This window comes from Streptococcus sanguinis, from assembly GCF_013343115.1.
Taxonomy (GTDB): Bacteria; Bacillota; Bacilli; order Lactobacillales; family Streptococcaceae; genus Streptococcus; species Streptococcus sanguinis_H.
This window is the reverse complement of sequence record NZ_CP054570.1, coordinates 1,897,578-1,918,184: the sequence shown is the minus strand read 5'-3', so window position 1 is coordinate 1,918,184 and position 20,607 is coordinate 1,897,578. Positions and strand designations below refer to the sequence as shown.

General features: G+C 44.5%; 26 protein-coding genes. 24 read left to right on the top strand and 2 right to left on the bottom strand.

Translation table 11 applies throughout. The features are described 5' to 3' along the window. Positions 1-97 precede the first annotated feature (97 nt). The 24 genes from comGA to FOC72_RS09075 all read left to right on the top strand — a co-directional run bounded on the left by comGA (position 98) and on the right by FOC72_RS09075 (position 17,853). Positions 98-1,039, top strand: coding sequence for a competence type IV pilus ATPase ComGA (gene comGA / locus FOC72_RS09190; protein WP_002896773.1), 942 nt, complete (start codon positions 98-100; stop codon positions 1,037-1,039). Continuing rightward, entirely contained in the window at positions 969-2,003 is a 1,035-nt protein-coding gene (comGB, locus tag FOC72_RS09185; protein ID WP_270623281.1) for a competence type IV pilus assembly protein ComGB, read from the top strand. The genes comGA and comGB overlap by 71 nt, the downstream gene beginning before the upstream one ends. Then, entirely contained in the window at positions 2,003-2,320 is a 318-nt protein-coding gene (gene comGC, locus FOC72_RS09180) for a competence type IV pilus major pilin ComGC (protein WP_002896769.1), read from the top strand. Before comGB ends, comGC begins: the two co-directional genes overlap by 1 nt. Further along, a complete protein-coding gene (gene comGD / locus FOC72_RS09175; protein ID WP_032914279.1) occupies positions 2,280-2,714 on the top strand; it encodes a competence type IV pilus minor pilin ComGD in 435 nt (144 codons plus the stop codon). Before comGC ends, comGD begins: the two co-directional genes overlap by 41 nt. A gap of 25 nt (positions 2,715-2,739) precedes the next feature. Beyond that, entirely contained in the window at positions 2,740-2,973 is a 234-nt protein-coding gene (gene comGE, locus FOC72_RS09170; protein ID WP_002896767.1) for a competence type IV pilus minor pilin ComGE, read from the top strand. Then, positions 2,957-3,394 (top strand): competence type IV pilus minor pilin ComGF, encoded by a 438-nt coding sequence (comGF, locus tag FOC72_RS09165; protein WP_002896766.1) that lies wholly within the window; start codon positions 2,957-2,959, stop codon positions 3,392-3,394. The genes comGE and comGF overlap by 17 nt, the downstream gene beginning before the upstream one ends. Beyond that, complete coding sequence (gene comGG / locus FOC72_RS09160; protein ID WP_002896765.1) at positions 3,375-3,767, top strand: competence type IV pilus minor pilin ComGG; 393 nt, start codon at positions 3,375-3,377, stop codon at positions 3,765-3,767. Before comGF ends, comGG begins: the two co-directional genes overlap by 20 nt. Before the next feature lie 81 nt (positions 3,768-3,848). Beyond that, on the top strand, positions 3,849-4,814 hold the full coding sequence (locus tag FOC72_RS09155; protein ID WP_002896764.1) for a class I SAM-dependent methyltransferase: 966 nt from the start codon (positions 3,849-3,851) through the stop codon (positions 4,812-4,814). Between the two features lie 36 nt (positions 4,815-4,850). Then, on the top strand, positions 4,851-6,044 hold the full coding sequence (locus FOC72_RS09150) for an acetate kinase (RefSeq protein WP_002896763.1): 1,194 nt from the start codon (positions 4,851-4,853) through the stop codon (positions 6,042-6,044). A 143-nt stretch (positions 6,045-6,187) separates the two neighbouring features. Beyond that, on the top strand, positions 6,188-6,937 hold the full coding sequence (locus tag FOC72_RS09145; protein ID WP_002896762.1) for a CPBP family intramembrane glutamic endopeptidase: 750 nt from the start codon (positions 6,188-6,190) through the stop codon (positions 6,935-6,937). Positions 6,938-7,054: 117 nt separating this feature from the next. Beyond that, positions 7,055-7,693 carry a CPBP family glutamic-type intramembrane protease gene (locus FOC72_RS09140; protein WP_002896761.1) on the top strand — a complete coding sequence of 213 codons (639 nt, stop codon included), beginning with the start codon at positions 7,055-7,057 and terminating at the stop codon, positions 7,691-7,693. Between the two features lie 194 nt (positions 7,694-7,887). Beyond that, positions 7,888-8,841, top strand: a complete 954-nt coding sequence (gene folP, locus FOC72_RS09135; RefSeq protein ID WP_002896760.1) for a dihydropteroate synthase — start codon at positions 7,888-7,890, stop codon at positions 8,839-8,841. A gap of 1 nt (position 8,842) precedes the next feature. Further along, positions 8,843-10,237, top strand: a complete 1,395-nt coding sequence (locus tag FOC72_RS09130) for a bifunctional folylpolyglutamate synthase/dihydrofolate synthase (protein WP_002896759.1) — start codon at positions 8,843-8,845, stop codon at positions 10,235-10,237. Further along, on the top strand, positions 10,218-10,772 hold the full coding sequence (folE, locus tag FOC72_RS09125) for a GTP cyclohydrolase I FolE (protein WP_002896758.1): 555 nt from the start codon (positions 10,218-10,220) through the stop codon (positions 10,770-10,772). The genes FOC72_RS09130 and folE overlap by 20 nt, the downstream gene beginning before the upstream one ends. An 87-nt stretch (positions 10,773-10,859) precedes the next feature. Next, positions 10,860-11,672: a 2-amino-4-hydroxy-6-hydroxymethyldihydropteridine diphosphokinase gene (folK, locus tag FOC72_RS09120; RefSeq protein ID WP_002896756.1), complete on the top strand. Its 813-nt coding sequence runs from the start codon at positions 10,860-10,862 to the stop codon at positions 11,670-11,672. A 235-nt stretch (positions 11,673-11,907) separates the two neighbouring features. Then, positions 11,908-12,828, top strand: coding sequence for a hypothetical protein (locus FOC72_RS09115; protein WP_002896754.1), 921 nt, complete (start codon positions 11,908-11,910; stop codon positions 12,826-12,828). Positions 12,829-12,961: 133 nt separating this feature from the next. After that, positions 12,962-13,669, top strand: coding sequence for an ABC transporter ATP-binding protein (locus FOC72_RS09110; RefSeq protein ID WP_002896753.1), 708 nt, complete (start codon positions 12,962-12,964; stop codon positions 13,667-13,669). A 1-nt stretch (position 13,670) separates the two neighbouring features. Next, positions 13,671-14,459 (top strand): lantibiotic ABC transporter permease, encoded by a 789-nt coding sequence (locus tag FOC72_RS09105; protein ID WP_002896752.1) that lies wholly within the window; start codon positions 13,671-13,673, stop codon positions 14,457-14,459. Further along, entirely contained in the window at positions 14,459-15,181 is a 723-nt protein-coding gene (locus tag FOC72_RS09100; RefSeq protein WP_002896751.1) for a lantibiotic ABC transporter permease, read from the top strand. Before FOC72_RS09105 ends, FOC72_RS09100 begins: the two co-directional genes overlap by 1 nt. Before the next feature lie 12 nt (positions 15,182-15,193). Beyond that, the gene (locus tag FOC72_RS09095; RefSeq protein WP_002896750.1) at positions 15,194-15,892 is read left to right on the top strand and encodes a response regulator transcription factor; all 699 of its coding nucleotides are present in this window, start codon (positions 15,194-15,196) and stop codon (positions 15,890-15,892) included. Then, complete coding sequence (locus FOC72_RS09090; protein ID WP_002896749.1) at positions 15,859-16,896, top strand: sensor histidine kinase; 1,038 nt, start codon at positions 15,859-15,861, stop codon at positions 16,894-16,896. The genes FOC72_RS09095 and FOC72_RS09090 overlap by 34 nt, the downstream gene beginning before the upstream one ends. A 148-nt stretch (positions 16,897-17,044) precedes the next feature. Then, complete coding sequence (locus tag FOC72_RS09085) at positions 17,045-17,248, top strand: helix-turn-helix transcriptional regulator (protein ID WP_002896748.1); 204 nt, start codon at positions 17,045-17,047, stop codon at positions 17,246-17,248. Next, a complete protein-coding gene (locus tag FOC72_RS09080) occupies positions 17,245-17,409 on the top strand; it encodes a hypothetical protein (RefSeq protein ID WP_002896747.1) in 165 nt (54 codons plus the stop codon). Before FOC72_RS09085 ends, FOC72_RS09080 begins: the two co-directional genes overlap by 4 nt. A gap of 9 nt (positions 17,410-17,418) precedes the next feature. Then, entirely contained in the window at positions 17,419-17,853 is a 435-nt protein-coding gene (locus tag FOC72_RS09075) for a hypothetical protein (RefSeq protein ID WP_002896746.1), read from the top strand. 54 nt (positions 17,854-17,907) lie between these two features. On the opposite strand, the gene FOC72_RS09070 is transcribed toward FOC72_RS09075, so the two are convergent. Together FOC72_RS09070 and pepA are read right to left on the bottom strand one after the other, a co-directional pair. Beyond that, positions 17,908-19,392, bottom strand: a complete 1,485-nt coding sequence (locus tag FOC72_RS09070; RefSeq protein WP_002896745.1) for a DUF1846 domain-containing protein — start codon at positions 19,390-19,392, stop codon at positions 17,908-17,910. 118 nt (positions 19,393-19,510) lie between these two features. Next, a complete protein-coding gene (gene pepA / locus FOC72_RS09065; RefSeq protein WP_002896744.1) occupies positions 19,511-20,575 on the bottom strand; it encodes a glutamyl aminopeptidase in 1,065 nt (354 codons plus the stop codon). Between the last annotated feature and the right edge of the window lie 32 nt (positions 20,576-20,607).

Sequence of the window (20,607 nt, the reverse complement as noted above, 5' to 3'; positions counted from 1 at the left end):
AGAGCAGCAGAAGAGACCTAACTTGTTAGAAGTTAAGTTTCTTCCGCTGTTTTTTCTTTTTCTGGATTTTTTGCGAATAGTAAGGTGAGGAGGATGTATGGTTCAAGAAATTGCAAAAGAAATGATCAGGCAGGCTCGGCAAGAGGGGGCGCAGGATATTTACCTCATTCCTAAGACTACTTGCTATGAGCTTTATATGAGAATCGGTGATGAACGTCGCTTTATAAAAACTTATGATTTCGAGCTTCTGTCAGCTGTTATCAGCCATTTTAAGTTTGTCGCAGGTATGAATGTTGGAGAGAAGCGCCGCAGTCAGCTTGGGTCTTGCGATTATGACTGCGAGGAAGCCAAGGTTTCAATCCGGCTGTCGACAGTTGGGGATTACCGTGGTTTTGAAAGTCTGGTCATCCGACTCCTGCATGATGAAGACAGGGAGCTGCGCTTCTGGTTTGAGCAATTGCCGGAGCTGCGAAAGAAAATTCAGGCTCGCGGCCTCTATCTATTCTCAGGACCAGTCGGCAGTGGCAAGACGACCTTAATGTACCATTTGGCTCAGCTCAAATTTTCTGGTCAGCAGGTTATGTCGATTGAAGATCCGGTTGAGATTAAGCAAGAGGCTATGCTGCAGCTGCAGCTGAACGAAACCATTGGCATGACTTATGACAGTCTAATTAAGCTGTCTCTGCGACATCGGCCGGATCTTTTGATTATCGGGGAAATCCGTGATCGAGAGACAGCTAGAGCAGTGGTTCGGGCAAGTTTGACCGGAGCTACGGTCTTTTCAACAATTCATGCCAAGAGTGTTCGCGGTGTCTATGAGCGGCTTTTGGAATTGGGCGTTAGCGAGGATGAGCTAAGAATGGTGCTGCAAGGTGTTTGTTACCAGCGTTTAATTGGGGGAGGAGGTGTCGTTGATTTTGTCAGTCAAAACTATCAAGAGCACGAAGCCGCAGTCTGGAATCAGCAGATTGATCAGCTTTTTGCAGAAGGACATATCAGTGCTGAGCAAAGGCAGACCGAAAAAATTGTCTACGCCTAAGCAGAAAAAGATTATTGAGCTCTTTCATAATCTCTTTAGCAGCGGTTTTCACTTAGCAGAGATTGTAGACTTTCTGAGGCGAAGTGCCTTGCTGGAGGAAGTGTATGTCGCAGAAATGCAGGCAGGCTTGTCAGCTGGTCAATCCTTTTCAGAGATTGTCAGTCGACTGGGATTTTCCGACAGCGTTGTAACCCAGCTGTCCTTATCTGAGCTACATGGCAATCTGACACTTAGTCTGGGCAAGATTGAGACCTATCTGGAAAATCTGTCCAAGGTTAAGAAAAAATTGATAGAGGTAGGAACCTATCCTCTCATGCTGCTGGGCTTTTTGGTCCTTATCATGCTGGGATTGCGCAACTATCTTCTGCCTCAATTAGACAGCCAGAATCTAGCTACTCAGCTGATTAATCACCTGCCTCAGATTTTTTTGTGGAGCAGCCTTGCTTGGGCCGCCTTGGTTTCAGTGGCTCTCTTTTATTATCGAAAGTCATCCAAGATTCGTTTTTTCAGCAAACTAGCAGCTCTGCCCTTTTTTGGACATTTGGTACAGGCTTACTTGACCGCTTATTATGCTCGTGAATGGGGAAATATGATTGGCCAGGGCTTGGAACTGAGTCAGATTTTTGCGATTATGCAGGAGCAGCCTTCCCAGCTCTTTCAGGAAATAGGAGAAGATATGGCTGCTGCTTTGCAAGGCGGTCAAGGCTATGCGGACAAGGTGGCGAGCTATCCTTTCTTTAAGAAAGAATTGTCCCTGATGATCGAGTATGGTGAGGTCAAGTCCAAGCTGGGGAGTGAACTGGAAGTCTATGCTGAAAAGACTTGGGAGGAATTTTTCCTACGTATCAACCGGGCCATGAATTTCATTCAGCCCCTAGTATTTATTTTTGTTGCCTTAGTGATTGTTTTACTTTATGCGGCAATGCTCTTGCCCATTTATCAGAATATGGAGGTTCATTTGTAATGAAAAAACTTAATACCTTAAAAGTTCAAGCATTTACCCTTGTGGAAATGCTGATTGTCTTGCTGGTTATCAGCGTTCTCTTGCTGCTCTTTGTGCCTAATCTGACCAAGCAAAAAGATGCTGTTTCAGATACAGGAACTGCAGCGGTGGTCAAGGTGGTAGAAAGCCAGGCAGAGCTGTATGAATTGAAGAATACCAATGAAAAGGCTAGCCTGAGCAAGCTAGTCAGCGCAGGAAATATCAGCCAGAAGCAGGCAGATTCATATAAGGCTTACTATGGAAAACACAGTGGCGAAACTCAAGCGGTTGCCAATTAAGGCTTTTACACTGCTGGAAAGTCTCCTCGTTCTTTTTGTTGTTAGTTTTCTACTACTAGGATTATCTGGATCGGTAAGGGCTGGCTTCAATCAGGTTCAAGAGCAACTCTTCTTTTTAGAATTTGAGCGGCTCTACCAGGAGACGCAGAGGTTGAGCTTAGCCGGTCATCAGAAGCTTTCTCTCAAGATTTCAGGACGTCAGATTTCCAATGGCTATCAAGAGCTGGACTTTCCACAAACTTTGCAGGAACATGAGCAGCAGGTCATTCAGTTTGACCGATCCGGTGGGAATTCATCACTCAGCAAAATTACTTTTCAGACGGAGGACAGGACAGTTGTTTACCAGCTTTATATGGGCAACGGAAAGTTTAAAAAGACGACATCTTCAGGCTAGCATTCTGCTGGAAGCTCTGGTGGCCATGGCAGTTTTTGCGGCTATTGCCAGTCTGCTTTTGGGACAGATTAGCCGGTCTCGTAAGGAGCAGCAGATCCTTCTGCAGCAGGAAGAGGTGCTTCGGGTAGCTCGTATGGCCCTTCAAACAGGACAAGAAGAGCTTCATATCAATGGAATTGCAGTGCGTCAGCTTAAGACAGATAAGCAGCTGCTGGTCTATCACGAAGGGGAGGTAGTTATTCGTGTCCAAAAACCTTAAAGTCAAGGCCTTTACTCTCTTGGAGGCTTTAGTAGCCTTGCTGGTTCTCAGTGGCGGTGTGTTAGTCTTTCAGGCCATGACCCAGCTCTTATCTTCAGAACTGCATCAGCAGGAAAACAATCAGCAGCAAGAGTGGTTTTTGTTTGCCGACCAACTGGAGACGGAGCTTTCGCGAAGTCAATTTGATAAGGTTGAAGACAACAAAATCTACATCAGACAGGATGGCAGGGACTTGGCCTTGGGTAAATCTAAGGGCGATGATTTCCGTAAAACAGATAAGAGCGGTCGCGGCTACCAGCCGATGATTTATGGTTTAGAAGCAGCTGACGTCCGTCAGGACGGTAAGCTTGTCTATCTTCATTTTCGCTTTGAAAAAGGCTTAGAGAGGGAGTTCGTCTATCGTGTGGAAGAAGAAAGTTGAGGCTGGTATTTTACTGTATGCGCTATTGATGGCTGCTGTCTTTAGCCTGCTCCTGCAGTTTTATCTCAACCGTCAAGTCAGCAGTCAGCGTTTGCAGCTTTTCAACAGGGAAAGGACGGAAGCCTATGCAATGGCAGTTCTGACAACAGCTACAGCCAAGGATGATAGCGGTGAGATGGAGTTTGAGCAGGGCAAGGCTGTCTATCGCAGGCAAGGGAAGGAACTGGAAATCAGCAGTCAGATCAGCAGCGGTCATTCCTATTCCTTTACTTTTACCATTTCTAAGAAGGAGGAAGAGAAAGCTAAGGAAGACAAGAAACCAACTGAGAAAAAGGAGAAAGCGGTTTCGGACGAAGCTGGGAAATCGGACTAATATAACTGTAAAATCTTTGTAATTTTATATATCTTGGAATGGGGCCTTATTTTTGGTATGATAGGATGAACGGAGGATTCCATGAATTTTGAAAAGATAGAACAAGCTTATACTCTGATTCTCGAAAACGTCCAGAATATCCAAAACGCTCTGGCGACCAATTTTTACGATGCTCTGATTGAGCATAACGGCATTTACCTAGATGGAGATACGGACTTACAAGAAGTTCTGGCCAACGATGAAAAAATCCGCGCTCTGCATTTGACCAAGGAAGAGTGGCGGAGAGCCTATCAGTTTATCCTGATGAAGGCGGCCCAGACGGAGCCCATGCAGGTCAATCATCAATTCACACCTGACACAATTGGTTTTCTGATTACTTTCTTATTGGACCAGCTAGCTCACGGAGAGGAAGCTGATGTATTAGAAATTGGCAGTGGGACTGGAAATTTGGCTGAGACTATTCTTAATCATACCCAAAAGAAAATAGATTACCTAGGTCTGGAGCTAGATGATTTATTAATTGACCTTTCTGCCAGCATTGCAGAGGTTATGAACTCTAAGGCTCACTTTGCTCAGGGTGATGCGGTTCGGCCTCAGGTTCTGAAAGAGAGTGACATCATTATCAGTGATTTACCGGTCGGTTATTATCCGGATGACAGTATCGCCTCTCGCTATGAAGTGGCTAGTCCGGATGAGCACACTTATGCCCACCATCTTCTAATGGAACAGTCGCTCAAATATCTTAAACCGGGAGGCTATGCCATATTTCTGGCGCCGAATGACCTCTTGACCAGCGCTCAAGCTCCTCTGCTGAAAAAATGGCTCCTAGCCAAAGCACAGTTCATCGCGATGATAACCTTGCCAGAGTCTATTTTCTCAAGCAGCAAGCATGCCAAAACTCTTTTTGTCTTGAGGAAACAGGAAGCGAATAATATTCAGCCTTTTATCTATCCTCTGCGGGATTTGCAGGACCATGAAGAAATGTTTAAATTCCGTCAAAGTTTTCAAAACTGGTACAAAGATAGTGAAATTCAAACAAAATTTTGATATAATAATTTTGAAAACGCTTAAAGAGGTGAAGAAATGTCGAAAACAATTTCTATTAATGCAGGAAGCTCAAGCTTAAAATGGCAACTCTATTTAATGCCGGAAGAAAAGGTCTTGGCTAAGGGCTTGCTGGAACGGATTGGTCTCAAGGATTCTATTTCAACAGTGAAGTTTGATGGTCGTTCAGAAAAGCAGGTTCTTGATATTGCAGATCACACGCAGGCCGTAAAAATTTTGCTGGATGATTTGAAACGCTTTAATATCATTGAATCTTATGATGAGATTACCGGTGTGGGTCACCGTGTTGTGGCTGGTGGTGAATACTTTAAGGATTCAGCCCTCGTTGATGAAGAAGTGATTCAAAAGGTAGAGGAGTTGTCTCTTCTGGCTCCATTGCATAATCCAGCCAACGCTGCAGGCATCCGTGCTTTTAGAGAAATTCTGCCAGACATTACCAGCGTGGTAGTCTTTGACACCTCTTTCCATACAACTATGCCGGAAAAAGCTTATCGCTATCCGATTCCGACTAAATATTACACTGAAAACAAGGTCCGCAAGTACGGAGCTCACGGTACCAGCCATGAGTATGTAGCCAAGGAAGCTGCGAAAGTTTTGGGTCGTCCGATTGAAGAACTCAAGCTTATCACCTGCCATATCGGTAATGGAGCTTCCATCACAGCAGTTGACAAGGGCGTTTCTGTAGATACCTCTATGGGATTCACACCACTTGGCGGCGTCATGATGGGAACGCGGACTGGGGATATCGACCCAGCTATCATTCCTTACCTGATGCAATACACAGATGACTTTAATACTCCCGAAGATATTAGCCGTGTTTTGAATCGTGAATCTGGCTTGCTTGGAGTTTCTGAGAAGTCAAGTGATATGCGTGATATCCATGAGGCGATGCGGGCAGGTGATGCCAAGGCTCAATTAGCCAACGATATTTTTGTCGATCGGATTCAAAAATACATTGGTCAGTATCTTGCTGTTTTGAATGGAGCTGATGCTATCATCTTTACCGCAGGAATTGGTGAAAATTCTGTGACCATTCGTGAACTGGTTGTTAATGGTATTTCTTGGTTTGGTTGTAACGTAGACCCAGAAAAGAATGTGCGTGGTGCAGAAGGCGTGATTTCCAGTCCTGATGCCAAGGTCAAAGTCTTGGTTATCCCGACTGACGAAGAATTGGTCATTGCGCGTGACGTCGAACGTTTCAAAAATCAATAAATTAAGAAAATTCAAAAGCTCAGTTTGACTGGGCTTTTTGTAGGTTTTAAGAGAGGATTTTCTTGATTACTGGCCTTGGAAAAACTGAGCGATCCGATCTCATAGTCACTATCAGCACTAGTTTTCAATAAGTGATATACAAAATGCTTGCAGTTAAGAATTGTCTATACAAAAAGAGAAAATTGAGCTATACTAGGAAGGAAAAGGAGGAAGACATGAAAGCAATTCTAAAAAAATTAGAGTACATTCTACTGACTTTGTTTGTCTTATTTCTCAGCCAGATACCATTTATATTTATCCGGCAAATGACATCTTCTGAGAAGAGTTTTTCAGCTGGACAGACTATCTTTGTGCTGGTTGTATATCTTTTGATTGTCTTTTTTGTTCTGAGAATGGCTAAGCAAGAAGAACTGCTGAGCCTTGACTTTAGCTTTTTTAAATGGTCTTCGTTTGGCTGGTTAGCTGTTTCTAATGTTGTCATGATTGGCGTCAACATGTTAGGAGCAATTATCATGCTGCTGGAAGGTCAGGCTATTTCCACTGCCAATCAGGATGCCTTGAATGCATTATTTCAGCATGTACCCAAGATTTTATTAGTAGTAGGAGCTGTGATTCAGGCTCCTATCTTGGAGGAAGTAGTCTTTCGCGGCTTAATTCCTCAGAAGATTTTTACCAAGCATTATGTTTGGGGATTGGTTGTAGGAGTTATTCTTTTCGGTCTTTTTCATGGTCCGACCAATATCGGCAGTTTTGTTATATATGCAGGTATGGGTGCTGTTTTAGCTGCGGTTGCTTATATATTTAAGCGTTTGGAGATGTCTATTTTGGCACACATGCTGAGAAATGGAGTTGCAGTACTCATTATGATACTGACAGGTTTGGTGAACAAGTAAGAAAGCAGAGAATATCTGCTTTTTTTGTCATTTGAGGCACAAATTAGGACATTTGAGGGGATTTCTACCAGCTTGCTCTTACTTCTTCTATAATGATAAGAGAAGAATGGAGAGAATATGCTGAAACTAGAGAAAATCATTCAATTGTTACTACTGGCTATGTTGACTCAGACGGGACTGCTGCTCATGCTTCATCCAATGCCTCATCGCTTGGTCTTTAGTCAGGCTAATCTGCTTTTTATGGTGGGCTTACTGGGATTGCTTTTTTGTTGCGCCTTTTATTTTGCCAGAGAACTGCAGGAAATCAAAGGTTCCCTGCGTCAGTCAAGCAATTATCGACACTTGCTTTTCTTGTATTTTTTGATGATTTTGGTCAATGCTGCAGGGGCTGTTCTGCTGTGTGGCAAGGAGGTGGAGTCAGCTCAGGCGGTAGAGCAGATGCTGACGGAGAGTTTTCTGTCATCTTCTCTTTTGCTTTTGGGGATTGACATCGCCGTTTTATCCCCTGCGGCACCGAGATTTGTTGACAGGGCTTTCTCTCTTCGCTATCAGAAGAGCTGGGGGATTGCACTAGGTTTGCTCTGCTTTTCCCTTGCGAAAAATCCTCAGGAAACTCTGTGTTTTCTCTCCTATCTAGTTTTGGGACTAGTCTTTGCCCATCTCCTCAGGCCTTATTTTCAGCGTTTGGAGCTGTCTATGCTGGCCCATATTCTCCGAAATATGATTATTCTCAGCCTTTTACCCTTTTGCTTTTAGAAAGTGTTTTGTCAAATAGAAGAATTATGGTAAAATGGTAAATGAAACAAGGGACTAGATAAGGTCTTCTTGTGAAGTCGAGTGCAGTTCATAGGACTGGATGCTGCATCTGCTGAGAGCTTTGCGGTACACTAGATGAGTGTGCCTTTTTTGTTGAAGAGCAGGGCAGCCGATAGAAATGAGATGAAAGTCAAATGGTGAATCTAAAAGCAATTGCTCCAGATGGCCGAACGGGCCTCTGTGGTATTATTAATGCGACGCCGGATTCCTTTTCAGATGGTGGGCGCTACAATACGGTTGAGACGGCATTGGCTCAGGCTAGAAAGCTGATTGCTGAGGGAGCTCACATGCTGGATATTGGTGGTGAGTCTACTCGGCCAGGCAGTCATTTTGTGGCTATTCAAGAAGAGATAGAGCGGGTGGTGCCGGTCATTGAAGCTATTCGTCGGGAAAGTGATATTGTGATTTCTGTGGACACTTGGAAGTCGGAAGTGGCTGCAGCAGCTTTGGCTGCAGGTGCAGATATTATCAACGATATTACCGGTCTTTTGGGTGATGAAAAGATGGCAGAGACGGCTGCGAAATATGGCGCGCCAGTCATTGTCATGTTTAATCCAGTGATGGCTCGTCCTCAACATGCCAGCTCAAAAATTTTCCCAGAATTTGGCTTTGGTTCAGTCTTCACAAAGGAAGAGTTATCTCTTTTTGCAGAGCTGCCGATTGCAGAACTGATGTGGAAGTGTTTTGAGAAATCTTTGAAGGTGGCGGAACATGCTGGCCTTTCGCGTGATAATATCATGCTGGATCCAGGGATTGGTTTCGGTTTGACCAAGCGGGAGAATCTGCTCCTTTTGCAGGAGCTGGGAAGTCTCCATCAAGCTGGTTTTCCTATTTTTCTTGGGGTTTCCCGTAAGCGGTTTCTCGTTAGTATCTTAGAAGAAAACGGCTTTGAGGTCAATTCTGAGACACAGGAAGGCTTTGAAAACCGTGATACAGCTTCAGCCCATCTGACTAGCCTTGCGGCCAGCAGAGGTATTGAAGTTGTCAGAGTGCACGAAGTGGCTAAGCACCGGATGGCTGCTGCCGTTGGCGATGCGATTCGTCTAGCGCAGCAGACAGAAGATCTCAATCTAGGTCAGTATAAGTAAGATGAAAAAACAAGAATTACCTGATTTAAGCTGGCTGGAAGCTTATCGGACAGCTAGTCCCAATTTTGGCTTGGAGCGGATGGAGCGTTTGCTGGAGTTGCGGGGGAATCCGCATTTGCAGCTGCCAGTCATTCATATTGCAGGGACTAATGGCAAGGGTTCAACCATTGCCCATCTGCGCCAACTCTTGGAAGTGCGAGACCTGCGTGTTAGCACTTTCACCTCTCCCTACCTAGTCAGCTACAATGAGCAGATTGCCATTAATGGCCATGCGATCTCCGACCAAGATCTTCAGCGATTGCTGAGCCTTTATCAGGACCTCTTAGCCCAGCATGCGACAGACTCTGGCTTGCAGGGGGTGACTGAGTTTGAGATTGTAACTGCTCTAGCTTATGATTATTTTGTCCAGCAGCAGGTGGATGTGGCTATTATCGAGGTCGGCATGGGTGGGCTTTTGGATAGTACCAATGTCTGCCAGCCCTTACTGACTGCAATCACAACAGTCGGTCTGGATCATGTGGCCTTGCTAGGTGACAGTCTAGAGGCTATTGCCCAGCAGAAAGCTGGCATTATCAAGCATGGAGTTCCCATTGTGACCGGTAGGTTGGAGCCAGAGGCTCTGGCAGTAGTCGAGCAAAAGGCTGCTGAAAAAGATTCTCCGCTCTTTTCTTGGTCTCAAGCTTATCAAGTGGAACCTCAAGAGTCAGAGGAGGGGGAGTGCTTTTCCTTTTCGAATGCCTATCGGGCCAAAGACTCGTATCAAACAGCTCTAATGGGACTGCATCAGGCGGACAATGCTGGGCTAGCTCTGCACTTGTGTGACCTATACTGCCAGCTGCAGTCGCTGTCCTTATTGACAAAAGCAGAGGTTGAGAGGGCCTTGCTTACTGCTGAGTGGCCTGGTCGTTTGGAAAGGATATCGGATCAGCCGCTTATTCTTCTGGATGGAGCCCATAATCCCCATGCCCTGCGGTCGTTAGCAGCGACACTGGACCAGCATTATCCGACTTATAAGAAGCACATTTTATTTGCTTGTATCCAAACCAAGGCCTTGGATGATATGGTGGAGCTGCTGCAAAAGATTCCCAAAGCAGCTATAAGCTTGACAGCCTTTGCTGATCCGCGGAGTTTTTCTAAAGAGAGCATGCAATCCTTGGCTGAGCAGCAAGGCCTGTCTTACAAAGAATGGCCGGATTATGTAGCAGATTATTTAGCAGTAGAGCATGAGCCGGATGAGCTTTTGCTGATTACGGGTTCTCTTTATTTTCTGGCTCAGGTTAGAAAATCAATCCTTGAGAATTGCAAGTTAGACTTTGCTGAGCGTCCTTCTCAGTCAAGTCAATTATCAAAAAATAAAAATGAACATAGGAGCATATATGGACACGAAGAAAATTGAAGCAGCTGTAGCCCAGATTATTGAGGCGGTTGGAGAAGACGGAAGCCGCGAAGGATTGCAGGAGACGCCACAGCGCATTGCTAAAATGTACCAGGAAATCTTTGCGGGGCTGGGTGAGACGGCTGAGGAGCATCTGGCCAAGTCTTTTGAAATCATTGACAATAATATGGTAGTGGAGAAGGATATTTTCTTTCATTCCATGTGTGAGCACCACTTCCTGCCATTTTACGGGAAGGTTCACATCGCCTATGTGCCTAATGGTCGGGTAGCAGGCCTGTCCAAGCTGGCCCGAACGGTAGAGGTCTATGCCAAGAAACCGCAGATTCAAGAGCGATTGACCGTAGAGATTGCTGAGGCCTTGATGGACTATCTGGGTGCTCAAGGGGCCCTGGTCTGGGTGGAAGCTGAGCATATGTGTATGAATATGCGCGGAGTCAGAAAGCCTGGCACTGCAACAGTTACTACAGCGGCGCGTGGCGTTTTAGCGACGGATAAGGACCTAAAAAATGAAGCTTACAAATTGATGGGGCATTGATCTTATCAGTGGTGGAGCATGTCAGGAAAGGCTAGATTATTTTATCAAGGATAAAATGCAGAAACTTGAATCAGAAAGGATAAGAGAATGGATCAGCTGCGCATTAAGGATTTGGAAGTGTATGCCTATCACGGTCTGTTTGGAGCAGAGAAGGAATTGGGCCAGCGTTTTGTGCTGGATCTGATTTTGGACTATGATATGACTCGGGCTGCCAAAACAGGCGACCTGACAGCTTCTATCCACTATGGAGAATTGGCTCAGGATTTGACCTACTGGTGTCAGGAAAGCAAGGAAGACTTGATTGAAACGCTGGCTTACAAGCTGATTGATCGGATTTTTCTGACTCATCCTTTGGTGCAGAAGGTCAGCTTGGAGGTCAAGAAGCCTTGGGCACCCGTGCCGCTGCCTTTAGAGACCTGCTCAGTCAAGCTGGTGCGTCAAAAGCGGAAAGCCTTTATCGCTCTGGGGAGCAATCAAGGCAGCCCAACTGCCAATCTGGATGCGGCTCTGGAAAAAATGGCAGAGCAAAATATAAGAGTTTTGCAGGCATCAAGCCGCATTGAGACAGAGCCTTGGGGTGGCGTTGAGCAGGATCCGTTTCTCAATCAAGTTGTTGAAGTTGAGACTTGGCTCAATCCTGAGGAGTTAATGCAGACGCTCTTGGCTATCGAATCGGATCTAGGGCGCGTGCGGGAAATCAAATGGGGACCTCGTGTGATTGATTTGGATATTCTTTACATAGGACAAGAAGAGTTATACAGTCCAAACTTGATTGTTCCTCATCCTTATGTGGCTGAGCGAGCTTTTGTCTTGCAATCTCTGGTGGAAATCGCGCCACACTTTGTCGATCCCGTGCAGAAAAAAAGCATCCACCAGCTCTGGGATGCGGTTGAAAAATAAACTAAGAACTCGTTGTAAGACTTTTTAATGTAAAGGAATTATTTCAAGTTAATTGTAATCATACTAGTAGTGATGAAAGTAAAAAATAAATTAGTTTTCAGGTTGTATATGACGGATTGCAGAGTTTATCTAAGATAGAAAGTTTCTCTTATGCAGATTGGCAAACGACGGATTCTAAGTATTTTTCAAATTTAGTAGGCTCTAATACAACGTTTTGATATAAGGGGATGAGACGATGAGATATAGATATTGGATTGGGATGATTGTAACAATTTCTTTTATAGTTCTTGGAGTCGTTTATTTTCATCAGAGTTCTTCAGAAAAAGAATCTGAACCCAAAATTATTAAATCAGTGAATGAATTGGATATAAATAAAATTAAAGTGCTAGGGGATGAAAAGAAATACATTCTTTCTGGTGCTGATACAGTGTTAGTAGGGGGACGGTATCTTTTTGGCAGAAGCTACAAGGAAAGAGGAGTGAAAGATTCTAAGAGCACCAATACAGAATTTATTAGTTTTTCTTACTATGATTTAGATACTCAAAAAAGCTCTACGGTCAATGTGTTAGAAAAGGTTCGAAAAAAGAATAAAAAAAATGATGTTATACGTATTGGGCTTCCTACATTTGGAGGACCAGCCTATAAAGATACTATTTATATTGAGGTGCTAGAAGCTGGAAAACCTATCTCCGAAGTGGAAAAACTTTACTATAATCTAGGAAAGGAAGATTATTATAGTCCAACTGATGCAGATCAAATTCCTAGCACAGAGGATCTAGATAATGTTACACTTTCTTTAACTAATCTAATTGATTGTATCTCTGAACGAGGTTACTACTATTCAGCTAATTATCGAAGCATTACTAACTCTAGTAATGGAAAGCCTGATTCTAACATCAACTTATTCAGTATATTCCCTAACATAGAAAAGGGGTTAATTAAAGGAGATGAAAAGTTATCCATGCGCTATGATCGAATGGGGAATGCCGAGGTCTTCGATACACTCCTTCATTGGTTTGCGCCTAAGGGAGAGGAAACTTTGTCTGGGGTTAAAATCAAAGCTGACTATTCTGTAGATGGTCAAGAACATGAGATACACTCTTATAAAGATTTTAAACAATACTATAATGGAAAGGGTGGTGAGCTAAGTGAGTAAGTCAAGAAAAGAAATTCATATTGAGAAAACTAGAAGGATGGAAAAGAAACTTGTCGCAAGGCAAGTTTTTTATTGTCTGAACTTTTTCTGAACTTGCCCCTGTATACTAAAGAAAAATCAAAAGGAGTTCAGTATGGAACATATAGTGAAAATAGAAGGAGTCTGCAAGAAGCATGGCAGCAAGCAGATTTTAGAAGATATTTCTTTTACAGCTCGAAGTGGGCGGATTACAGCCTTTCTGGGTCCAAATGGTGCAGGGAAAAGTTCGACCTTGAGGATTCTCTTGGGGTTAGATCGGGCGACGTCTGGGACTGCGACTTTTGATGGGCAAACCTATCAGTCAATGACCTATCCGCTCAGAACGGTAGGTGCAGCCTTTGACGGCATTGGTGGTCTGCCAAATCGAAAGGTCTATGACCACTTGAGGATTATTGCGGCGAGTAATGCTATTTCCAAGTCTCGGATCGATGAGGTTTTGGAGATGACTGGAATCGCTCATAAGAGGAAGGAACTCTTGTCAAGCCTGTCTCTAGGGGAAAGTCAGCGGCTGGGTTTGGCAGCAGCTTTGCTGGGTGATCCTCAGTTTCTTATATTAGATGAGCCGACCAATGGACTAGATCCAAGCGGGATTAAGTGGTTTAGAAAGTTCATCCGTCAGCAGGCTGATTTAGGGAAAACCGTACTTCTATCTTCTCATATCCTATCAGAGGTGCAAATGGTGACAGATGATGTAGTCTTGATTCATCATGGACGAATTATTGAGCAGGGACGATTGGAAGAGGTGCTGCAAGATTCAGACAGTCTAGAAGATCTCTTCTTTGATTTGACAGAGGAGGTATAAGATGAAAGAAACGATGTCCTTATTGCATTCAGAATGGTTGAAAATTCGCTCAACCAAGGCTTTCAAAGTGAGTATGGCCTTCATGCTGCTATTGGTGCCTGCCGTATCCTGGCTAGAGGGCCGACAGTATTTATCTGTCGGCTTGGATGCCACGCCTGAGACGGTTCCCGGCCTGGCAGAAGCCATTGACCCGCTGGAATATCTAGGCCTCAATGGTGCTTCTATGGCAGGCATGGTTTTGGTCATCTTAGCTGGAATTTTGGGAGCTATGGAATTTCAGTCTCATAGCTTGAGAACCAGTCTTTTGACCTGTAATAACCGCCTGAAGTTGCTTGCGGGGAAACTCATGACCTTTGCTTGCTTTTCTCTTGCCAGTAGCTTTTTATCAATCTACTTTAGTTATATGGTCATGCACCTGGCTTTAGGAAAGGAAGGGCTTGATCCGATTCTGCTCAATCAAGCAGCTTGGAGTCTGATTTTGTGGAAAACCTTATCTCTGACCTTATTGGGAATCCTTTCATTTTTGTTAGGTTTATTGGCTCGGACCATGCTAGTTCCTCTGCTTTTTCTCGTACCCCAAATCTATAATCTGGGAAACTACCTGGCAGCTCACACGAGTTGGGGAGCTTATTTGCCACAGCCAGCTGGAGAGTTGTTTACTGCAACGCCAACTTCCCAATATGCTAACAATCCCTTGCAAGGGCTGTTGATACTTGGTGCATGGTTGCTAGTCATCGGCGGCATGGCCTCTCTGCACTTTTTGAAGACGGATTTAGGAGGACGCTACTGATGATCAAAGCTCTGCTTAAAAGTGAATGGATTAAGTTCCGTTCTTACTATCTCGCTCTTGGTGCCGCCTTGGTGGTTCTGGTAGTCGTTCCTTTTTTTCTGATGAATCTTGACTATAGTCAGACAGCAGTTGGCCAGACAAAGGCTCTGAGCGAGGCTTTGCATGCCCTCTATCTAGCGCAGCCTGTCATCGTCATCTTTACTTCGCTCTATTTTGCCCAGGAGTTTGTCAAGTCTGGGATGCGAACGAATTTTCTAACCGTATCAAATAGAAAGGCTTGGTTGGCTGGGAAAATCCTTTTTCTGTTCTTGCTGCTCTTGATCCTCTACAGTATCATGATAGGCAGCTGTTTCCTTGTTATGCTGGCTCGTTTTGACCTAAGCTTTAGCTGGTCCTTACTGGGGAAATTCCTCTATTACAGCTCTTTTGGTCTTCTCAGCAATCTTTTTCTGGCTTTTTTAACTGCCGGCCTCGCTTTGCTATTTCAATCTTGGGTTGTGCCGGTGTCGGTGCTCTTTCCTCTCTTGATTGGTCTCAGCCGTTTATTGGCGACTTTCATCAAAGAAGCAAAATACCTGCCCGATCTGGCTACGCTAAATCTTTTTGAGTATGAAGGACTTCAGCATTCAATAGATCTCTCAGGGCTAGGAATACAGCTGTTATGGTTAGCTTTGGTTTGGAGCTCTGCTATATTCTTAACATTGAAACGAGATGTTCGCTAGAGGTATGCTATAATGGAAATCATGAGACAGTATCGTATTTTGGTGGTTGATGACGACCGGAGCATTTTGAAGCTGGTGAAAAACGTCCTAGAGCTCGATGCTTATGATGTGACGACGCTTGATCGGATAGAAGACCTAGAGCTGACGCATTTTGTCGGATATGACTTGATTCTGCTGGATGTGATGATGGAGCCTGTTAATGGTTTTGAGCTGTGTTCCTACATTCGTCCTCATCTTTCGTGTCCAATCATCTTTCTGACGGCCAAGGAATTGGAGGCGGACAAAGTAGAAGGGCTCTTTCGCGGAGCAGATGACTATATTGTCAAGCCTTTTGGAACTAAAGAATTGCTGGCGCGTGTCAGAGCTCATCTTAGGCGGGAGGAAAGACGTGAGGAGCGATATTCTGAAATTGCTTCTTGTCAATTTTATCCAGAGCGCTATGAAGTTGCCTGTTTTGGTAAAGTCTTGAAATTTTCAGAGCGAGAGTTTAAGTTGCTGCATTTACTAGCTAGCAATCCCAAGCAGACCTTTTCAGCTGAACGCTTGCATACCTTGCTTTACCCAGAAAGCTCAGAAACACAGCTTCGTTCCATCTCAGAATACGTATATCAGATTCGTCAAAAATGCAAACAAGAAGGACTGCAAGCAATCGCAACTGTGAGAGGAGTAGGCTATAGATGGCAATTAGAATCCGAAATTTCAAAAGCCTAGTCTGGACAACCAGTTTAAAAATCGTCTTTTTCCATGTTTTGATTTTTGTGCTTATAGGTTATGAATTTACGCAAGGAAGTGATCACGTTCTTTTCACCTTGTTCTTTTGGGCGGGGAGCTTGCTGCTGATTACTTTTTATCATATTTTGAAATTGCTCCGAAAAATCGACAGGGAAATAAAAATGCTAAAGAGCAAGAAGCTTTTAGAAGAAAATAAAAGTCGTCTTTTTCGGATTGAGGAAATGCTAGAAGTCTATAGCGATTTACGGAGCAGCCACCAAGAAAATGCTCGTCTTCTAGAAAGAGAGCAGCAGCATAATCAGGAGTTGATTTTACAGCTATCAGCGACATCGCACGATTTGAAGACGCCCCTAACTGTGATTAAAGGGAATGCTGAGCTCTTGGAGTTGGCGCAGTTGAGCCAGCCACAGGCAGACTATGCTTCTGAGATTTTGGAGGCCAGTCACAAGATGGAAGAGTATTGTGGCTCTTTGATTGATTACGCTAAGACTTTTCAGATTGATTCTAATCAGTTCATTCAGCTTTCCTTAGGGGACTTTTTGGCTTATCTACAGGATGATTGGGCACTGTTCAGCAAACAGGAAAGCCATCGTTTCTACCTCCAAGAAGATTGTGAGCTTAGTCTGATTTTGTCAATTCATTTGGACTATCTCAAGCGAGCTTTGCTCAATATTTTACTGAATGCGCTTGAACATGCTGACCAGGACCAAAAGGAAGTCAAGCTAACGGTATCAGTGCAGCAGGACCAGTTGGTTTTTGCTATCTGGAACAATGGCCCTGCATTTTCAGAGGAGATGCTGCTGGGAGCGGAACAGCTCTTTTATCAGAGTGACCAAAGCCGCAATTCAGCTAATCCCCATCATGGAATCGGCTTAGCCTTTTCTAAGCAGGTAGCTCTCTTGCACGGTGGTCGTCTGACCCTGCTCAATCCAGACCAAGGAGGAGCTTGTGTAGAATTGGCTGTAGCTTTGGAAAGCAAATAACAAAGGAAATCAATAAAGATGATGAAAGGACTGCAATGTTTAAATTTTCAGTCCTTTTTTGCCGCTTTCTTCTTGACAAAATATGTAAAGGAGACTATACTACATTTGAAAAGTAAAGTTTGTTTTACATTGCGGAAAGGAAGCAACCTTGGAAAATCGAATTCAAGAATTACGAAAAAGAAAAAAGCTCAGCCAGGAGGAGCTAGCTGAGAAGCTAGAGGTCACGAGACAAACGATTATTTCTTTGGAAAAAGGCCGCTACAATGCCTCGCTGCTTTTGGCTCATAAAATTGCCTCCTTTTTCAATTTAAGGATTGAAGAAGTTTTTCTCTTTGAGGAGGATGAATCATGAAATGGACTTATTTGTGTAAATGGATATTGGCTATTTTGGTGGTGGTTGGCTTATCTTATCTCCATTTTACTGCCAATTTTATCCCTAAGGAAATCCTGCCTTTTGTGGGAATTATTCTAATTGTAGTGATCTTGAAAATGTTTCAAGCGTATGAAAAATAGGAGGCTGACATGGAAACACTAACTAAACAAGAATTTAGGAAAAAACTTCAAAGGAAAGTTATCGTGGGGCGAATCTTAACTTTTATCATCTTGGTAGGACTGGCCTGGAGCCACTTTCATTCTCTGGATGATCAGCAGGAAGGAGTCATGGTCGGCATACTGCTGGGGCTTTCTTTGATGACCATTCGTTACAACCTGGCCCTAAGACGGGAGGAAAATTTTGAGAAGTTCTACATTCAGGTGACTGACGAGCGCAATCGTATGATTGACGAAAAGACTCGTACTTTGCTTTTTAATATCCTTTTGCTGCTGGCAGCCTGTTTGAGTGTTTTGTCTATGGTTCTCCCAATCATCTTAAGTCTCAATCAGTTTCTGACCTTGACCATTATTCTGGTTTTGGGACTTTACTATCTCTTGCGTTTTCTCCTGTCTAAGCGTTATTAACAAAAAAAGCTGGCGTCGCCAGCTTTATCAACAAGCTTTTAACAGAGCTTGTTTTTATTTTCTATAGAGTCGATCATACTGGTAAACGGGGTCCATGGTTACATGGATGCCCAACTTACGCAGGACGTTTTTGTCTTCGTCTGTCAGAGTGACAGTGGAGTGGGCCTCGCTGCCCTTGAGATTACCGAGTTGTTGCATGGCATTTGCCGCATCTTGATTTTCCATGGCTGTGATTGCCAGAGCCATCAAGATTTCGTTTGAGTGGAGTCGAGGATTACGGCTGCCCAGATGATTGATTTTCAGGCCTTGGATTGGCTTGACATACTCAGGTTCAATTAGCTTGGTCTCTTTGGCAATATTGGCTAATTTCTTAATGGCATTAATCAATACAGCTGCCGTAGGACCAAAAAGCTCAGAAGTCTTACCGGTTACGATTTGACCGTTTGGCAATTCCAAGGCCAGAGCTGGCTCACCAGTGCTTTCAGCCTTGGCACGCGCAGCAACTGTTACCTTACGGTCCAGTGGTGTGATGCCCAAGTCGTTCATTAAGAGTTGGATTTTCTTGACAGCAGATTCAGGAACACGCTCTGCCTTGAAGTCCAGAATCGTCTGGTAGTAGCGACGGATGATTTCCTGTTGGGATGCCTCGATAGCTGCATCATTGTCTACAATGGCAAAGCCGACCATGTTGACGCCCATATCCGTTGGAGAAGCATAAGGTGATTTTCCAAGGATACGCTCTAGCATGCGCTTGAGGACTGGGAAAATTTCAATATCACGGTTGTAGTTGACTGTGGTTTTTCCGTAGGTTTGCAAGTGGAAAGGGTCAATCATGTTGACATCGTCCAGGTCTGCTGTCGCTGCCTCATAAGCTAAATTGACAGGATGGTGCAGGGGCAGATTCCAAACTGGGAAGGTTTCAAACTTGGCGTAGCCTGATTTGATGCCATTGATTTGGTCGTGGTACATATTGGATAGGCAAGTAGCTAATTTACCAGAACCAGGACCAGGTGCGGTAACAACGACTAGATTACGGCTGGTTTTGATGTAGTCGTTTTTCCCCATACCTTCAGGCGAGATGATATGGTCCATATCGGTCGGGTAGCCCTTGATCGGGTAGTGGATGTAGGAGGCGATGCCATTCTTTTCCAGCTGGCTGCGGAAGAGGTCAGCTGCCGGCTGACCGGAATATTGGGTGATAACCACTGAACCTACATAAATATCCAGCTCGTTAAAGGTATCAATTAGTCGCAGCACTTCCTGGTCATAGGAAATACCCAAATCCCCGCGCGCCTTAGAGTGCTCAATGTTGTTGGCATTGATGGCAATGACAATCTCTACTTGGTCCTTGAGCTCTTTAAGCAGTCTGATTTTATTGTCCGGCTCGTAGCCTGGCAGGACACGGGCAGCATGGAAATCTTCCAGCATTTTACCGCCGAATTCCATGTAAAGTTTGCCCTCAAATTGATTAATGCGCTCCAAGATATGGTCGCGCTGCAGGTTTAAGTATTTCTCAGAATCAAAAGCAATTTTTTTCATGTATATTTTCACCTCTGCTAAGCATTATAACAAAATTTTCTTCAAATTGGAAAGTTGAAAGAGAAAGTATTAGACAAAAGAGATAGCAGCCCGAATGAAGAACGGGCTGCCTTTTCAATTAATAGTTGGTAATCGTATCCACCGTTGAGCGATCCAGCTTTTTGACCAGAGCTTGCAGGAAGGCTTGGGCTTGCAGGAAATCGTCCATGGCATAGAGAGTTTGGTGGGAATGAATGTAGCGGGCACAGACACCAATGGTAGTAGATGGCACGCCACCGCTTTGGAGATGGGCAGCACCAGCATCCGTTCCGCCCTTACCGCAGTAATATTGATACTTGATGCCTGCTTCCTCAGCAGTTGTCAAGAGGAAGTCTTTCATAGCTGGCAGCATGAGATGACCAGGATCAAAGAAGCGAATCAGCGTTCCATCACCGATGGCTCCTTGACCGCCATAAATATCACCCGCTGGTGAGCAATCTACAGCCAGGAAGACCTCAGGGGCAAATTTTGTCGTAGAGGCATGGGCACCACGCAAGCCAACCTCTTCTTGAACATTAGCACCGACATAGAGTTGGCTGTCTAGTGGTTGACCAGAAAAGGCTTGAGCCAATTCGCTGACCATAAGGACGCCGTAGCGGTTATCCCAGGCTTTGGAGATGATATTTTTTCCGTTAGCTGTGAGAATAGCAGAGCTGTCTGGCACGATCGTGTCTCCTGGACGGATGCCGTAGCTTTCAGCTTCTGCCTTATCTGCAAAGCCACCGTCAAAGACAATATCTGCAATCTGTGGCATAACTGGTCCGCCAGATCCGCGCGTTAGATGAGGAGGGACAGAGCCTGAGATAAGGGGAATTTCCCGACCTTCACGGGTAAAAAGTTTGAAGCGTTGGCTGCTAACGACCAGGGGGTTCCAGCCGCCGATTTCCACCACGCGGAAGGTCCCGTCCGGCTTAATTTCGCTGACCATAAAGCCAACCTCATCCATGTGGGCCGCTACCAACACACGGGGAGCATTTTCAGCTTCTGCATGGCGTACCCCAAAGATACCGCCCAGACCGTCGGTGACAATCTCATCGACATGGGGAGTGATTTTTTTCCGCAGGTAGCTGCGAACAGGTGCCTCGTGACCTGAAATAGCAGAAAGCTCTGTTATTTCCTTGATTTTTGAAAATAATGTTGTCATAAACTTACCTTCTTTCTGTCCCCTATTTTATC

Coding starts and splice junctions, on each gene's coding strand:
- FOC72_RS09115 (WP_002896754.1), top strand. CDS start 11,908: ATGAGATATAGATATTGGATTGGGATGATTGTAACAATTTCTTTTATA.
- FOC72_RS09140 (WP_002896761.1), top strand. CDS start 7,055: ATGCTGAAACTAGAGAAAATCATTCAATTGTTACTACTGGCTATGTTG.
- folK (WP_002896756.1), top strand. CDS start 10,860: ATGGATCAGCTGCGCATTAAGGATTTGGAAGTGTATGCCTATCACGGT.
- FOC72_RS09100 (WP_002896751.1), top strand. CDS start 14,459: ATGATCAAAGCTCTGCTTAAAAGTGAATGGATTAAGTTCCGTTCTTAC.
- FOC72_RS09095 (WP_002896750.1), top strand. CDS start 15,194: ATGGAAATCATGAGACAGTATCGTATTTTGGTGGTTGATGACGACCGG.
- FOC72_RS09105 (WP_002896752.1), top strand. CDS start 13,671: ATGAAAGAAACGATGTCCTTATTGCATTCAGAATGGTTGAAAATTCGC.
- FOC72_RS09070 (WP_002896745.1), bottom strand. CDS start 19,392: ATGAAAAAAATTGCTTTTGATTCTGAGAAATACTTAAACCTGCAGCGC.
- folE (WP_002896758.1), top strand. CDS start 10,218: ATGGACACGAAGAAAATTGAAGCAGCTGTAGCCCAGATTATTGAGGCG.
- comGA (WP_002896773.1), top strand. CDS start 98: ATGGTTCAAGAAATTGCAAAAGAAATGATCAGGCAGGCTCGGCAAGAG.
- FOC72_RS09150 (WP_002896763.1), top strand. CDS start 4,851: ATGTCGAAAACAATTTCTATTAATGCAGGAAGCTCAAGCTTAAAATGG.
- pepA (WP_002896744.1), bottom strand. CDS start 20,575: ATGACAACATTATTTTCAAAAATCAAGGAAATAACAGAGCTTTCTGCT.
- folP (WP_002896760.1), top strand. CDS start 7,888: ATGGTGAATCTAAAAGCAATTGCTCCAGATGGCCGAACGGGCCTCTGT.
- FOC72_RS09145 (WP_002896762.1), top strand. CDS start 6,188: ATGCTTGCAGTTAAGAATTGTCTATACAAAAAGAGAAAATTGAGCTAT.
- FOC72_RS09090 (WP_002896749.1), top strand. CDS start 15,859: ATGGCAATTAGAATCCGAAATTTCAAAAGCCTAGTCTGGACAACCAGT.
- FOC72_RS09155 (WP_002896764.1), top strand. CDS start 3,849: ATGAATTTTGAAAAGATAGAACAAGCTTATACTCTGATTCTCGAAAAC.
- comGC (WP_002896769.1), top strand. CDS start 2,003: ATGAAAAAACTTAATACCTTAAAAGTTCAAGCATTTACCCTTGTGGAA.
- FOC72_RS09080 (WP_002896747.1), top strand. CDS start 17,245: ATGAAATGGACTTATTTGTGTAAATGGATATTGGCTATTTTGGTGGTG.
- comGE (WP_002896767.1), top strand. CDS start 2,740: ATGGCAGTTTTTGCGGCTATTGCCAGTCTGCTTTTGGGACAGATTAGC.
- FOC72_RS09130 (WP_002896759.1), top strand. CDS start 8,843: ATGAAAAAACAAGAATTACCTGATTTAAGCTGGCTGGAAGCTTATCGG.
- comGD (WP_032914279.1), top strand. CDS start 2,280: ATGGAAAACACAGTGGCGAAACTCAAGCGGTTGCCAATTAAGGCTTTT.
- FOC72_RS09075 (WP_002896746.1), top strand. CDS start 17,419: ATGGAAACACTAACTAAACAAGAATTTAGGAAAAAACTTCAAAGGAAA.
- FOC72_RS09110 (WP_002896753.1), top strand. CDS start 12,962: ATGGAACATATAGTGAAAATAGAAGGAGTCTGCAAGAAGCATGGCAGC.